This is a genomic window from Marinobacter sp. S0848L (assembly GCF_023016065.1).
Taxonomy (GTDB): domain Bacteria; phylum Pseudomonadota; class Gammaproteobacteria; order Pseudomonadales; family Oleiphilaceae; genus Marinobacter.
Map to the genome: position 1 here is coordinate 105,683 of NZ_JALKAQ010000006.1, position 13,795 is coordinate 119,477.

The window sequence follows — 13,795 nt, forward strand, 5'->3', positions numbered from 1 at the left end:
TCATGAACAAGGCAGTGTCGGAAACCAGTAAAGGTGTGGCCTATGGCTTGGCGGCTTACACCATGTGGGGCAGCTTTCCGCTGTATTTTGCGCTCTTTGAGGGCATTCCCGCATGGGAGGTGCTGATTCACCGAGTGGTCTGGTCCTGCGTATTTCTTGCAGTGGTTATTTCGCTGCTGAAACGGTGGACTCCGGTTAAAACGGCATTGAAGAGCCCGAAACGGCTGGGGTTTGTACTGGGGTGCGCGATTTTCATTGCCCTGAACTGGGGAATATACATCTACGCGGTGGAAACCCGGCAAGTGATGCAGGCCAGTCTGGGCTACTTCCTGACACCGCTGGTGAATGTGGCGATGGGGCTGCTCATCCTGGGTGAGCGCATATCCCGGCTGCAGGTGGCCGCGGTGGTGTTGGCGGCGGTGGCGATTGTCTACCAAATTGTTTTGCTGGGTGTGTTGCCTTGGATAACCCTGGCGCTGGCCTTCAGCTTTGGCACCTATGGGCTGATGCGTAAAAAGGTGGATCTGGATGGATTGTCGGGTTTATTTGTTGAAACACTCTTGTTGTTGCCGCTCGGGCTGCTCGCGTTGGCGTGGTTGTCGGCCCAGGAATTGTCGCATCTGACGGATAGCACCCGCAGTGCCCTGCTGCTGATGTCCAGCGGAATAGTAACGGCTATTCCGTTGTTGGCCTTTGCCGGTGCCGCCCGTCGGTTGCGGCTGTCTACTGTCGGGTTTCTTATGTACATCAACCCCACCTTGCAGTTTTTGATTGCGATGTATGTTTTTCACGAGCCGTTGGGTACCGAGAAGTTGGTCAGTTTCGTGATGATTTGGGTGGCTTTGGCGATTTATTCCTGGTCGGCATGGAATGGCAGGGCTCGGGCATGAAACAGCCGATTACGGGCTACCACAAAGATGATGAAAGCCATTGGGTTGCGCAATTGGCGTGCGGGCATAACCAGCATGTACGCCATGATCCGCCGTGGGTGAATCGGCCGTGGGTCATCACACCCGAAGGCCGGGAATCTATGCTGGGGTTCGAGTTGGACTGCAAGAAGTGCGATCTTGCCGCCCCGGCAGCTGAGCAGCCTTAAGCCATGGTTTCCAGATAGGCTTCCAGCTCGTTTGCCAGCCAGCCGACGACAGCGCCCCCTTGGGCCTGCTCCGTTTCCAGGGCGCTGAAAACTTTCCACCATCGCGCGCTCCGGTGGTTGATGGTTTTCAGCTGCTCTTTCCTCAAAGCCTCGGCAATCAGTGGTAAGGGCAGGTCCGCCCAGCCCGCGCCCTCGATAACCGCATCCCGAATCAGTTCGTATTGTGTGAAAGCGAGATAGTTGGCGGTTTCCGGCGACTCTGCCACCAGCTGATCGTCTTTCATGTAAGCCATGGTGACTTCCGTGTGGGCCACGAGCTGATCTTGAGTAACACGCTTCAGCTGACACAGCGGATGGTCTGGCGCAGCGACGGTGAGCATGCGCACATCAGCCAGCTCGCGAAACCATTGGTAGCCTTCGCTTAACAGCTCGGGCATTAATCCGTAAGCGACATCGACGGATTGGTTGCGGACCAGGTGCGTGAGTTCCCGGGGCGGCGCCAGATACACCGACAAGCTGGTTTGGGGGAATCTCTGCTTCAGGCGTTTCAAAAGGTCACGCCAGATGACTTCCGGTATCGCATCGTCGCGGGCGATGCGCAGCACCGATTCCGCCCCGCTTAGATGGTGTTGGCAGCGTGACCGAATCTGGCCCGCTACCTGGTCGAAGCGTCGGCAGTCGGTCACGATGGACTGGCCGATGGCGGTCAGGTGTAACTGGTTGCCGCTGCGCTCAAACAGTTCGACGCCTAGCTCATCTTCCAGGGCCGCTAACACCGTGCTGACGGTGGTGCGGCTGCGATTTAGGTGTCGGGCCGCCGAGGCAATGCTGCCGTGATCGACCACCGATAGAAATGTTTTGATTTGTGATGCTTTCACGGTGACTTCTTTCCGACGGATTTTCCGTCGCTCAGTGACTCACGCCGACGAATTGATCCCACTAATATGGCCGCTTATTCACAGGAGGTCAAAATGTTCACTTCTCTAGCGCGGGAAAATATGGCGCTGAAATTGTCTGCTGTCGGTGCCGGTTTGTTTGCGGTAGCCGGAATTGTCTGGGGCCTTTGGGTCGATTCGTTGGTGATTCTTTTTGACGGTGCCTATTCTTTGGTCAGTTTGGCGCTGTCGCTGCTGTCCTTGTATGCCGCGCGTTTGGTTCGCCGGCCGGCAACGAAAGACTATCCGTTTGGTATGGGTGCCGTAGAGCCGCTGGTTATCGCGGTTAAAGGGTTGGTTATTGGCTTGGTGTGTGTGCTGTCATTTGCCTCGGCGGTGGTTTCAATTATCCAGGGTGGCCGCCCGGTGGAGGCTGGCATGGCACTGGTTTTCGGCACGGTCAGCGTTGTTGGCTGTTTGGCCGTTTGGGCTTATTTGCGTTGGACCAGTCATCGCAATGGGTCAGGTCTGGTGTTGGCGGAACAAGACCAGTGGCTGATGGATACCGTATTGAGCACCGCCGTTATGCTCGGGTTTGCGGTGGCATGGTTGATAGAACGTAGCGAGTGGTCGGCTTGGTCGGTGTACGCCGACCCGGTCATGATGTTGTTGATCTCCGGTTATTTCATGACCGTGCCGGTGAAAATGGTTTTAGGCGCCGTTCGGGAGTTGTTGTTGGCCGCCCCTGCCGACGAGAGTAAGGATGAAATTCGTGATGCCTTGGAAGGCTTAGGCGTCAATCCCGAGTCTGTCAAAGTAGCGAAACTCGGACCGAACCTTCTGTTGGAGGCGAAGTTGGTACGCATGAGTTGAGCTGGCGCTCCGGGCTAGACATTTGGCTAGACTGCACTTAAGTTGCGGCGATAATGGTCGATACCTATGAAAGCGACCGCTGCCTATAGGCTATCGCCAACACTAACAATAACCCGGAGCCACCGATATGCCCCTGATAAGCGCCCTGCGAATACGAACTCGATTATTAATCGGTGTCTTGGTGCCGGTACTTCTGACCGCGGGAGCTATCGCCTGGATCACGGTCGTGGAAATTAACGCCAACGGCCAGGCTGAGCTGGAACGGCTGGAGGCAGAGTTGTTTGCAGCCAAGAAACAGGGGCTTCGCGATCTGATTGAAGCCGTCAATGACGTCGTCGAAGAAGCGAAAAACAATTCCTCTCTCTCGCCCGAAGAAGCGAAAAACGAGGCGCGAAAGCGCATTCGGACCATCTCGTTTGGCGAATCCAATTACGTGTTCGCGTACACCCGGGATGTCTTCAATCTGGCGTATGCGCCAAACCCCGATCGGGAAGGCCCAACCACCAATCCCAAGGTTCGGCGGTTGGTAGGTGATCTGTTTCAGGCGGCAAGCCGAGATGGATTTTACCAGTACGAGTGGCCAAACCCCGCATCGAACGGTGCTATTGAACCAAAACTGTCGTACACCACCTTGGTGCCCGACTGGGGCTGGATGATCGGCGCAGGTGTCTATATTACCGATATTAATCGGGTGCTGGCTGCGGCAGAGCAAGACATCGACGACACTATCTCTTCAGCCATGTTATTTATTCTCATTGCAACCATCGGCGTTGTGATCGTCGCGCTAATTGTGGGGTTGTTGATTGGCCGCACGGTGACCGCACCGCTCAAGAAAGTCAGCGATACGATGCAGGAGATTGCAAATGGCGATGGTGATTTGCGCCAGCGCCTGCCGGAAGATGGTTCGGATGAGTTGGCCGAATTGGGGCGTCGGTTCAACCAATTTGTCGTCAAGATGCAAACGACTATCCGTGAAGTGGGTATCACCACCGACCAAGTGGCCTCCGCCGCCGAGGAACTCAGCCGGGTGGCGAATGAAACCAGCCAGTCGGTGCAGGAGCAGGGTTCTGAAACCGATCAGATTGCCTCGGCGATTAATGAAATGGCCGCCACCATCCAGCAAATATCCGGTAACACCAACGAAGTGGAAAGCGCGGCATCCGATGCCGACCGCATGGCCCGTGAAGGCGGCGAAACCATCGCCAGTGCTCAGGGGGCGGTGACACAATTGTCAGGTGAAATCGAAAGCACCGCTGCCAGCATCAATGCGCTGGCCGAGAAGTCCGGCGACATTCAGCAGGTTCTGGATGTTATTCACGCAGTCACCGAACAAACCAACTTACTGGCATTGAACGCAGCGATCGAAGCCGCCCGGGCGGGTGAACACGGCCGTGGTTTCTCGGTGGTGGCCGATGAAGTGCGCCAGCTGGCGCGCCGGTCTGCCGAATCGGCGGATCAGATTGGCGAGATGATTGGCGGCTTTGTGGCGGAAACCAAAGCCTCGGTAGAACGGATGAACCATTCCCGCCGGAGTTCCGAGGCAACTGTTGAACGGATCAACCATGCGACCACCGCTCTGAATACCATCGTGAGTTCGATCGCCCAGATTCACGATCAGGTAACCCAAATTGCCACGGCGGCAGAACAGCAAAGCCAGGTCGCGGAAGAGGTGAACCAAAACGTTGTGCGCATTGTGGATGCGGCACAGCGAAGTGACACAGGTGTCACGCAGACCAATGAAGCCAGCCATGAACTGGCACGCTTGGGCGAAAGTCTGCGCGAGTTGGTTGGCCAGTTTAAGGTGTAAGGTTGATTGCAGTCTTGCCGACAAGAGCACAAAGGGCGAGACTGTCGGTTTAGTGTGGTTTAATAGCAGGTTACTGCCTGTGACCTATAGCGATAATAACGGAACCTTTTACTATGTTTATGCGTAACACCTTCCTGGCCGCCTTCGCTGCGGTTGCTGTTCTGGCCAGCCCCTTTGCGGCAGCAGACAAAACCTACACCATTCGCCTGGCAGAAACCTGGGGGCCTAACTCCGGGTTGCTTGGCGATACGCCGCGCAATATGGCCGCCATGGCCGAAAAAATGTCCAATGGCCGGTTGAAGTTTCGGATCGATTCCTCCAACAAACACAAAGCACCGTTTGGCATTTTCGATATGGTGCGCAACGGCCAGTACGATATGGGGCACACCGCCTCGTATTACTACAAGGGCACCATCCCGAACGCCATGTATTTCACCACCACACCGTTCGGCATGATCGCACCGGAAATGTACGCCTGGTTCTACCATGATGACGGTATGGAACTGATGCAGAAGGTGTACGAGCCGTTTGGTTTGTTGTCGTTCCCGGGTGGCAACACCAGCAACCAGATGGGCGGCTGGTTTCGTAAAGAGATTAACTCACTGGAAGACCTGAAAGGTCTGAAAATCCGCACCCCCGGTTTTGCCGGCGAGGTGATGTCCGAGCTGGGTGTGGCCGTGACTAATTTGCCACCGGGCGAGCTGTATACCTCCCTTGAACGCGGCACCATTGACGCGGTGGAATGGGTGGGTCCGGCGCTCGACCTGAAAATGGGCTTCCACCAGATTGCCGACTACTATTATTCCGGCTGGCAGGAGCCAAATGCCGAAGTGCAGTTCCTGATCAACAAGAAAACCTGGAACAAGCTGCCGGAAGATCTGCAAGAAGTGCTGCGAGTGGCGATGCGCACGGCGGCCTACGATATGTATATTCAAAGCACCCATGAAAGTGGCGCTGCCTGGGCCAGCATGAAGGAAGAATATCCGAATGTGACCCACAAAGTGTTCCCGCCGGAGGTGATTGAGGCGCTTCGCGAAACCACCAACCGGCTGTTGAACGAGTTTGCCGAAAACGACGAACTGGCGAACGAAATTATTACGTCTCAGCGCGAATACCTGAAGCAGGTTCGCCCCTGGACAAACATTTCGGACAAGGCGTATTTGAACAGCGTAGCTGACCAGTAAAACCGGCCTGAAAGGCGCAAGGGGCGCGGGGTTGTGGAATACCCTGACGCCCCTTTTTGTTGGCCGCGGTTTCTGGAAAAATACGCCGCTAACTTTTTAGGCGGCGGCCGATGAAACAGACACTGCTTTCTTTGAGTAAACTCTCCAAGCAATTTGATGACCGCAAGGTATTGGATTCGCTGGACCTTGAGATCCTTGATGGTGAGTTTATTACGTTGCTGGGCCCTTCTGGCTGCGGAAAAACCACGCTTCTGCGCATGATGGCCGGGTTTGAACACCCGGATGAAGGGTCAATTACCCTCGGTAGCCAAGACCTGACTCATACCCCGCCAGAAGCTCGTCCTCTGAATACCGTGTTTCAGAATTACGCGCTGTTTCCGCATATGTCGGTTTTCGACAATGTGGCCTATGGCCTGAAGATGGAAAAGCGCCCGAAGCCTGAAATTAAACAGCGGGTGGAAGAGGCTCTGGCCATGGTGCAGCTGGAAGACTTTGCCAAGCGCAAACCGCACCAGCTGTCCGGTGGCCAGCAACAACGGGTCGCGATTGCCCGGGCGGTGGTCAAACGCCCGAAAATGCTGTTACTGGACGAGCCTCTTTCCGCGCTGGATTACAAACTGCGCCGCACCATGCAGGTGGAGCTGAAACGTTTGCAGCGCGAGCTGGGCATTACCTTCGTGTTCGTGACCCACGATCAGGAAGAAGCCTTGTCTATGTCAGATCGCATTGTGGTGCTCAAAGATGGCCTGATTCAGCAGTTGGGCACCCCCCGGGAAGTCTATGAGCGCCCTGCTAACCTGTTTACGGCCCGGTTTGTGGGTGAAACCAATTTCTTCCCAGGCCGCGTGGATGCCCTGAACGATGACGGCACCATTATTGTGGATGTCTTCGGCCTGAAACGCCGGTTCCGTAAACCAGACTTTTCCGTGGTGAAAGGGCAGCCCTTGCACGTATTGCTGCGGCCGGAAGACATCCGGGTACTGGCACCGGGTGACGATGACGGCGTAGCCGGTAAAGTGGTGGAGCGGAACTACAAAGGCAGTACCTTGGATTCGGTCATTCATTTAACTGACGGCACCGAAGTGCTGGCCTCGGAATTCTTCGATGAAGATGACCCAACATTCGACTACCGCTTGGGCGAGCCAGTCCGGGTCAGCTGGGTTGATGGCTGGGAATGGTTGCTGCCGGAAGAGCCGGCGGTGGTGGCCGAGGAAGAAACTGTTGATGGGTAATACATTGCAGCAACCGTTCAGAACCGCCGTGCTGGTGCTGGTATGGGGTTGGTTGCTGTTTTTAGTATTCACCCCCAACCTGTTGGTGGTCGGTGCCAGTGTGATGACTCGGGACCCGAGCACGTTCATCTCGCTCCCGATGAATCTGGATGCCTACCGCCAACTTCTGAACCCGCTCTATCTGGATGTGTTTCTGCACTCCTTGTATATGGCGGCCATGACCACGTTGATTTGCCTGCTGATTGGCTACCCGTTCGCGTGGTCTTTGTCGAAAGTGGCCAGAAAGAATCGGCTATTGCTGATCTTCCTGTTGATCGTACCCTTTTGGACCAACTCCTTGGTGCGCACCTACGCCCTGAAATTGATCCTGGCGACCAATGGGCTGCTGAACAATGCATTGATGGCGATGGGCATCATCGATGAACCCATGCAGATGTTGTACACCGAGGGCGCCGTCATCATTGGCTTGGTGTACCTGTTGTTGCCGTTCATGATTTTGCCGTTATACACGGTGTTTGAGGATCTGCGCGAAGACTTCCTGCGGGCTTCTCACGATTTGGGTGCGGGTCGCTGGTCCACATTCATTCACGTTATCGTGCCGTTGACGCTGCCCGGTGTGTTGGCTGGTGTGATGCTGGTGTTGTTGCCGGCTATGGGCTTGTTCTTCGTGCCAGACGTGTTGGGTGGTTCGCGTAACTTGCTGGTGGGTAACGTGATCAAAAACCAGTTTCTGGATGCCCGAAACTGGCCCTTTGGCGCAGCGGCCAGCATCATGCTGACGTTGGCTATGGCGTTTTTGATGTTTGCCCATCGCTTGAGTAAACGGCGAATCGGGGAGGACGGCGTATGAGCCGCTGGCTGCCCCGGACCTACCTGACCCTCGTGTATCTGCTGCTGTACGTGCCCATCGCCGTGCTGGTGGTGTTTTCGTTCAACGATTCCCGCACCGGCTATGAATGGGGAGGCTTGAGCTTTCGCTGGTATGAAGCGCTGTTTAATAACCGCGCCATGGTGCAGGCGATGTGGAATTCCCTGTGGCTGGCGCTTTCGGCTGCGACTGTGTCGACCCTGATAGGCGCGCTTACTGCACTGGCCTTGCACCGATACCGATTCCGGGGCAAGCAAGTGCTGAACGGCATGCTGTTTATCGTGATGATGTCGCCGGAAATTGTTTTGGCGATCTCGCTGCTGGGGTTGTTCCTGATGGTGGGGCTGCAGCTGGGTTATGTGTCTTTGCTGCTGGCACACGTTACCTTCTGCCTGCCCTTTGTGGTCATCACGGTGATGGCTCGCCTGAGTGGGTTCGACGAGCGCCTGCCCGAGGCGGCCCGGGATTTGGGCGCCAGTGACTTCACCATGACCCGCACCGTATTGATTCCGGTGATCATGCCGGCACTGCTGGCGGGGTGGCTGCTCGGCTTTACCCTGTCACTGGACGATGTGGTGGTGAGCACCTTTGTCAGTGGCCCCAGTTATGAAATTTTGCCGCTGCGCATCTACTCTATGGTGCGAGTGGGGCTGAAACCGGAAGTAAATGCCCTAGGTACCCTGTTGCTGGTGTTTTCACTGGTGATGCTGATGTTATCCCAATGGATCCTGTTAAGGAGTAAACGATGAAGAAACTGGCACTGGCCACGATGCTGGCGGTTGGCCTGACCGGCTGCAGCAGTTCCGAAGAAACCCAAGTGTTGAACCTGTACAACTGGTCGGAGTACATGCCGCAGGAAGTGCTGGATCGTTTCACCGAGGAAACCGGCATTCAGGTGGTTTACACCACCTACGATAGCAACGAAGCTATGTATGCGCGGCTGAAACTTCTGGACGACAGCGCAGCCTATGATTTGGCGGTGCCATCGACTTATTACGTGAGCAAAATGCGCCAGGAAGATCTTCTGATGCCGATCGATCGCAGCAAGATCGAAGGCTTTGATAACCTGTCGCCGGAGCTGGTCAACCTGGATATCGACCCAGAGAATGCTTACAGCGTACCGTTTTTATGGGGTACCACCGGTTTGGGTGTCGATACCGCCGATGTAGACGGCGAAGTAACCGCCTGGGCTGACCTCTGGGACGAGCGCTTCGACGGTCGCATCGTGCTGACCAACGACATGCGTGAAGTGTTCCACGTTGCTCTTAGAGTGTTAGGTCATTCTGGCAACAGCACAGACCCTGAACATATTGAAGAAGCGTACGAGAGGTTGGCCGAGCTGATGCCGTCGGTTCGCACCTTCAACTCTGACGCTCCGCGCATGCCCTTCCTGGAAGGCGAAACCGACATTGGCATGATCTGGAACGGCGAAGCCGTAATGGGCCGTGACGCGCTGCCGACGCTCGAATACGTGTACCCGGAAGAGGGCATCATCGCCTGGCTGGACAGCTTCGTGATCCCGAAAAACGCGAAAAACCCGGAAGCCGCGCACAAGTTCATCAGTTTCGTGCTGAAGCCTGAAATCTCGGCGCTGATAAGTGAAGACATCGGTTACGCCACGCCAAACCTTGCCGCTCGTGAGTTGCTGGATGAATCGGTCGCCAGTGATCGCGCCAGCTACCCGACCGCTGAAGACATGGTTAATGCTGAGTTCCAGACCGATATCGGTGACGAAGCGTTGCAGGTTTATGCGAAGTACTGGGAAAAGCTGAAGTCTGGCCTTTAAGGCGTTTTAGCGCATGCCATTGAAAAAGGGAGGCCGAGGCCTCCCTTTTTCGTGGGCGGTTTTCACATAACCGTCATATATGGTCTATAACTTCCTGATAACAAGAAGTTAGCGAAGTGCTTCGCCACAAAAATCAGAGGAAGGAACGACCATGAACGCGAATAAAACACGGAATTCGGCACTACTGTGTACCTCTCTGTTGGCGGCAACGGCTGCCAGCCCGTTGTTAGCTGAAGAGCTCCGGCTTATTACATGGGGTGGTTACGCACCGGACGAAGTAGTGGCGCAGTTTGAAGAAGAAACCGGTATCGATGTAAAGATTACCTTGTCGAACAACGAAGACATGATTTCCAAGCTGCGGGCCACCGGCGGTGCAGGTTTCGATCTGGCTCAGCCGAGCCAGGACCGGATCGTTGGCGTTCAGCGTCAGTTCAATGTCTACAAGCCCATCGATTACAGCCGAATCAATACCGACCAACTACAGCCGTCTATGGTCAAGGCCACTCAGGAAGCTACCGGGTTAAATGGGAAATCCTACGGTGTGCCGGCCGTTTGGGGCACCAGTGGTTTGATTGTGCACAGCTCTGTGGCCGATACCGTCAAGGATTACACCGACCTGTGTGATCCCGCGGTAGCTGGCAAAGTGAGCTATCGCCTTAAACGCCCAACCCTGATGGGCTTCGCTTTTGCCATGGGGCTGGATCCGTTCGCAGCCTACAACGATCGTGACGAATACGCGTCGATCATGGCGAAGGTGGAAGACAAGCTGATCGATTGCAAAGCCAACGTGAAAACCTATTGGACCGGTGGCGATCAATTGCTGTCGCTGCTGCGCACTGAAGAGGTCATCGCGGCCATGGCCTGGGATGCCGGTGGCTGGAAACTGAATGCCGAGAACCCGGAGATTCAATTTGTTGCGCCGGAGTCCGGTGCTTTGGGTTGGATCGACACCTTTGCGATCCCTCGCCGCAGCGAAAACGAAGATGCGGCCTATAAGTGGATCAACTTCGTGATGCAGCCCGAAATCGCCGCGAAGATTACCAATGCGTCTGGCAACTTTACCGCATCTAAAGGCGCAGACGAATTTGTGAAAGCGGACCTGCGTGATGCCTATCGGGCGAGTTTCGATGAGCAAGCCATCACCAATATCAAATGGTACCCGCCTGTGCCGCCAGGGCTGGAAGCCACCGAAGGCCAAGTGCTGGATCGTGTTCAAGCGGCGAACTGATCTACATGGCTACACAATCAGACCTTTCCTGTAACGGGCTGGTGCGGCGCTTCGGCGCCCACACAGCGGTAAATAACATTTCACTGGACGTGCCGGCCGGCACGTTCTTCTCCATTCTTGGCCCGTCCGGTTGTGGTAAAACCACGTTGCTGCGCCTGCTGGCGGGCTTCGATAGGCCCAACCAGGGAGATATCTATATCCGTGGGGAGCGGATGAACGATGTACCCCCCAACCACCGCCCGGTGAACATGGTGTTTCAGCATCTGGCTTTATTTCCCACCATGTCGGTAGGCGACAACATCGGCTATGGTTTGAAACGCCGGAAAGTACCTGCGGCCGAACGCCGGAAATTAACGGCAGAGGTGTTGGAGCAGGTTGGCCTGCCCGGGCTTGAAAACCGGAATCCGATGGAATTGTCCGGTGGCCAGCGTCAACGCGTGGCTCTTGCCCGGTGTTTGGTGCTGAAGCCTACCCTGTTGTTACTGGATGAGCCGCTCGGTGCGCTTGATCTGAAACTGCGTGAGCAGATGAAGGTGGAGCTCAAGCACCTTCAGAAGCAGTTCGGTACAACCTTTGTGTACATCACCCACGATCAGTCCGAAGCCATGGTGATGTCTGACCAAGTGGCGGTGATGAAAGACGGCCGCTTCGATCAGGTCGCCCCACCGGAAGAACTCTACCGTGAGCCCGCGACTCCGTTCGTGGCGGGCTTTGTGGGCGACAACAACCGTCTGGGCGGAGAAGTCGTCTCGCTGGAAGACAATCTGGCCCAAATCCGGCTGGATAGCGGCGAATTAGTGCGTGGCCGCGTGGCTTCGAATGAGGTGCGGCCGGGTGAGCGTGCGGAGTTATATGTTCGCCCTGAATCTCTGGTGTTTGCTGGTTCGGTGCAGAATAACGATTATTCGGTGATGCAGGCCAGTGTGAAAACAACTCTTTTTGACGGTGCGAATAGTCGAGTGGAGGCGGAAAACAGCGGCAGTCTGGTATACGCCCGCTTGCCCCAAGACGGCTCCGCGCCGGCGTTGGCTTTAAACAGCTCAATCAAGCTTTCTTGGGACCCCCGATTTGCCCGGGTGTTTGGGGCCGATCGATCATGAAATCGTCCGCGAGCCGCCTATCACTCTGGCTGTTGCTAACCCCCTTCCTGTTGTGGATTGTGTTGTTGGTGTTGGTGCCGCACATACAGATGCTCAGGGTGTCGTTTCAGGTTCGTGAGAGCTGGGATACGTTGGCGTGGGGGTTGGAGCAGTATCAGAACTTTTTCACAGAATCCTATTACTGGCGCACCTTCGTCCGCACCGGCGTGATGTCGTTGTTTACCACCTTCCTGACGCTGCTGGTGGCGTTTCCCATTGCCTGGTACATCGCCAAAATGGCCCGCGGCCGCAGTAAGGGCGTATTATTTCTAGCCTGCCTGATCCCATTCTGGGCCAGTGAGTTAGTACGTACTTACGGTTGGATGATTCTGCTCCGAGAAAGTGGCTTGTTCAGCTCTTGGTTGCAGGCGTTGGGTTGGGCCGATGGCCCGGTAGAAATGCTCTATAACGATGTCGCGGTAATTATCGGCCTCGTCTACAACGGTTTGCTGTTTATGGTGGTGCCCTTGGTGACCACCTTAGACGGGATGGATGAGAATCTGGTGGAGGCTGGCTATGATCTTGGCGGTGGCCACGCCACGGTACTTCGGGAAGTTGTGGTGCCTTGGGCTATGCCCGGAATTGTTTCCGGGTGCATCGTGGTATTCATGTTAACCCTTGGCAGCTACCTGACTCCGGTTTTGATGGGTGGCAAAGACAGCGCCTGGTTCACCGAACAGATCTTCACCCAGTTTATTACCCGTTTCAATTGGGAACAGGGAGCCGCTCTGGGCGTCTTGTTGCTGGTGCTGTCGTCGGTGATGGTGTGGCTGGGGCTGAAACTGTCGGGCCAGTCTTTGCGTAAGGTGATGGGGTAACATCATGATTCGGTCTGTACCTCGTTCCCGTTTGTTTGATGGCCTGTATCTGGCTTATCTGGTGGCGTTTTTCGTGTATTTGGCGTTGCCCCTGTTAGTAACCGCGGCCTTTGCATTCAACGATTCACCGTTTCCCTCGTTGCCATGGCAAGGGTTTACGCTTGATTGGTATTTGGCTGATGGTAGCGAAGGGCGAACGGGTCTGTTCCATGACGACGGCTTGATCAATGCCTTGTGGGTGAGTGCCAAGATTGCCTTTTGGGTCACGCTGGGCAGCGTTGCGCTGGGTTGCGTCAATGCCGTGTTGTTTGAGCGCCTGCAGTTTCGTGGCAAGGAATTCCTGTACCTGCTGATGCTGTTGCCACTGGTGATTCCCGGTGTGATTCTGGGGGTTTCTATTTTGGTGTTCTACAGCGGCACGGCCAACGAAGTGTCTCGGCTGTGGGGGATTGAGCTGGATATCTTTCGGCCGGGGATGACGTTGGTGGTGATGGGGCAAGTAACCTTTATCACAACACTGGCCACTCTGGTCATCGGCGCACGGCTGAGGAAGTTTGATCCACAATTGGAAGAAGCTGCGTTGAATCTGGGTGCGACGCCTTTGGTTGCATGGTTCACCGTCACCTTACCTTGGTTATTACCCTCGATATTCGGGGCGGCAGCCATGGCGTTTCTGATGTCGTTCGAGAACTTTAATACCACGGTCATGCTGACCGGTAGCGATACGCCGTTGACGGTAGCGTTGTTCAATCGGTTGCGAGAGGGCTCTACGCCAGTGCTCAATGCGGTAGCGTTGTTTCTTATGGTCGTATCTGGCTTGTTAGCAATGCTGGCGTTGCGACAAAACCGGGGAGAACAATAGGTCGAGGAAAGGAAAGAAATGCCCTGC

The 13,795-nt window shown here is 55.4% G+C and carries 14 protein-coding genes; 13 read left to right on the top strand and 1 reads right to left on the bottom strand.

From position 1 onward, the window contains the following. Window positions 1-2: 2 nt before the first annotated feature. Window positions 3-890: an EamA family transporter RarD gene (gene rarD / locus MWU64_RS09610; protein WP_247063834.1), complete on the top strand. Its 888-nt coding sequence runs from the start codon at window positions 3-5 to the stop codon at window positions 888-890. Continuing rightward, on the top strand, window positions 887-1,096 hold the full coding sequence (locus MWU64_RS09615) for a DUF3565 domain-containing protein (protein ID WP_247063836.1): 210 nt from the start codon (window positions 887-889) through the stop codon (window positions 1,094-1,096). Before rarD ends, MWU64_RS09615 begins: the two co-directional genes overlap by 4 nt. Here the strand turns inward: MWU64_RS09615 and MWU64_RS09620 are convergent. Then, entirely contained in the window at window positions 1,093-1,974 is an 882-nt protein-coding gene (locus tag MWU64_RS09620; RefSeq protein WP_247063838.1) for a LysR family transcriptional regulator, read from the bottom strand. The genes MWU64_RS09615 and MWU64_RS09620 overlap by 4 nt on opposite strands. Window positions 1,975-2,067: 93 nt before the next feature. On the opposite strand from MWU64_RS09620, the gene MWU64_RS09625 reads away from it, so the two are divergent. From MWU64_RS09625 to MWU64_RS09675, 11 genes are all read left to right on the top strand, one after another. Further along, window positions 2,068-2,844 (top strand): cation diffusion facilitator family transporter, encoded by a 777-nt coding sequence (locus MWU64_RS09625; RefSeq protein WP_247063840.1) that lies wholly within the window; start codon window positions 2,068-2,070, stop codon window positions 2,842-2,844. 127 nt (window positions 2,845-2,971) lie between these two features. Beyond that, window positions 2,972-4,651: a methyl-accepting chemotaxis protein gene (locus MWU64_RS09630; RefSeq protein WP_247063842.1), complete on the top strand. Its 1,680-nt coding sequence runs from the start codon at window positions 2,972-2,974 to the stop codon at window positions 4,649-4,651. A gap of 113 nt (window positions 4,652-4,764) precedes the next feature. Continuing rightward, window positions 4,765-5,835 carry a TRAP transporter substrate-binding protein gene (locus tag MWU64_RS09635; protein WP_199005369.1) on the top strand — a complete coding sequence of 357 codons (1,071 nt, stop codon included), beginning with the start codon at window positions 4,765-4,767 and terminating at the stop codon, window positions 5,833-5,835. A gap of 110 nt (window positions 5,836-5,945) precedes the next feature. Continuing rightward, window positions 5,946-7,067: a spermidine/putrescine ABC transporter ATP-binding protein PotA gene (gene potA / locus MWU64_RS09640; protein ID WP_247063844.1), complete on the top strand. Its 1,122-nt coding sequence runs from the start codon at window positions 5,946-5,948 to the stop codon at window positions 7,065-7,067. Beyond that, window positions 7,060-7,917, top strand: coding sequence for a spermidine/putrescine ABC transporter permease PotB (gene potB, locus MWU64_RS09645; RefSeq protein WP_247063847.1), 858 nt, complete (start codon window positions 7,060-7,062; stop codon window positions 7,915-7,917). Before potA ends, potB begins: the two co-directional genes overlap by 8 nt. Next, window positions 7,914-8,684 carry a spermidine/putrescine ABC transporter permease PotC gene (gene potC, locus MWU64_RS09650; RefSeq protein WP_247063849.1) on the top strand — a complete coding sequence of 257 codons (771 nt, stop codon included), beginning with the start codon at window positions 7,914-7,916 and terminating at the stop codon, window positions 8,682-8,684. Before potB ends, potC begins: the two co-directional genes overlap by 4 nt. Further along, complete coding sequence (locus MWU64_RS09655) at window positions 8,681-9,721, top strand: extracellular solute-binding protein (protein ID WP_247063851.1); 1,041 nt, start codon at window positions 8,681-8,683, stop codon at window positions 9,719-9,721. The genes potC and MWU64_RS09655 overlap by 4 nt, the downstream gene beginning before the upstream one ends. Before the next feature lie 151 nt (window positions 9,722-9,872). Beyond that, entirely contained in the window at window positions 9,873-10,949 is a 1,077-nt protein-coding gene (locus MWU64_RS09660) for an extracellular solute-binding protein (RefSeq protein WP_247063853.1), read from the top strand. A gap of 5 nt (window positions 10,950-10,954) precedes the next feature. Beyond that, window positions 10,955-12,049: an ABC transporter ATP-binding protein gene (locus MWU64_RS09665; protein WP_247063856.1), complete on the top strand. Its 1,095-nt coding sequence runs from the start codon at window positions 10,955-10,957 to the stop codon at window positions 12,047-12,049. Further along, window positions 12,046-12,906 (top strand): ABC transporter permease, encoded by an 861-nt coding sequence (locus MWU64_RS09670; protein WP_247063858.1) that lies wholly within the window; start codon window positions 12,046-12,048, stop codon window positions 12,904-12,906. The genes MWU64_RS09665 and MWU64_RS09670 overlap by 4 nt, the downstream gene beginning before the upstream one ends. Before the next feature lie 4 nt (window positions 12,907-12,910). Further along, window positions 12,911-13,768 carry an ABC transporter permease gene (locus MWU64_RS09675; RefSeq protein ID WP_247063859.1) on the top strand — a complete coding sequence of 286 codons (858 nt, stop codon included), beginning with the start codon at window positions 12,911-12,913 and terminating at the stop codon, window positions 13,766-13,768. Window positions 13,769-13,795: the final 27 nt, after the last annotated feature.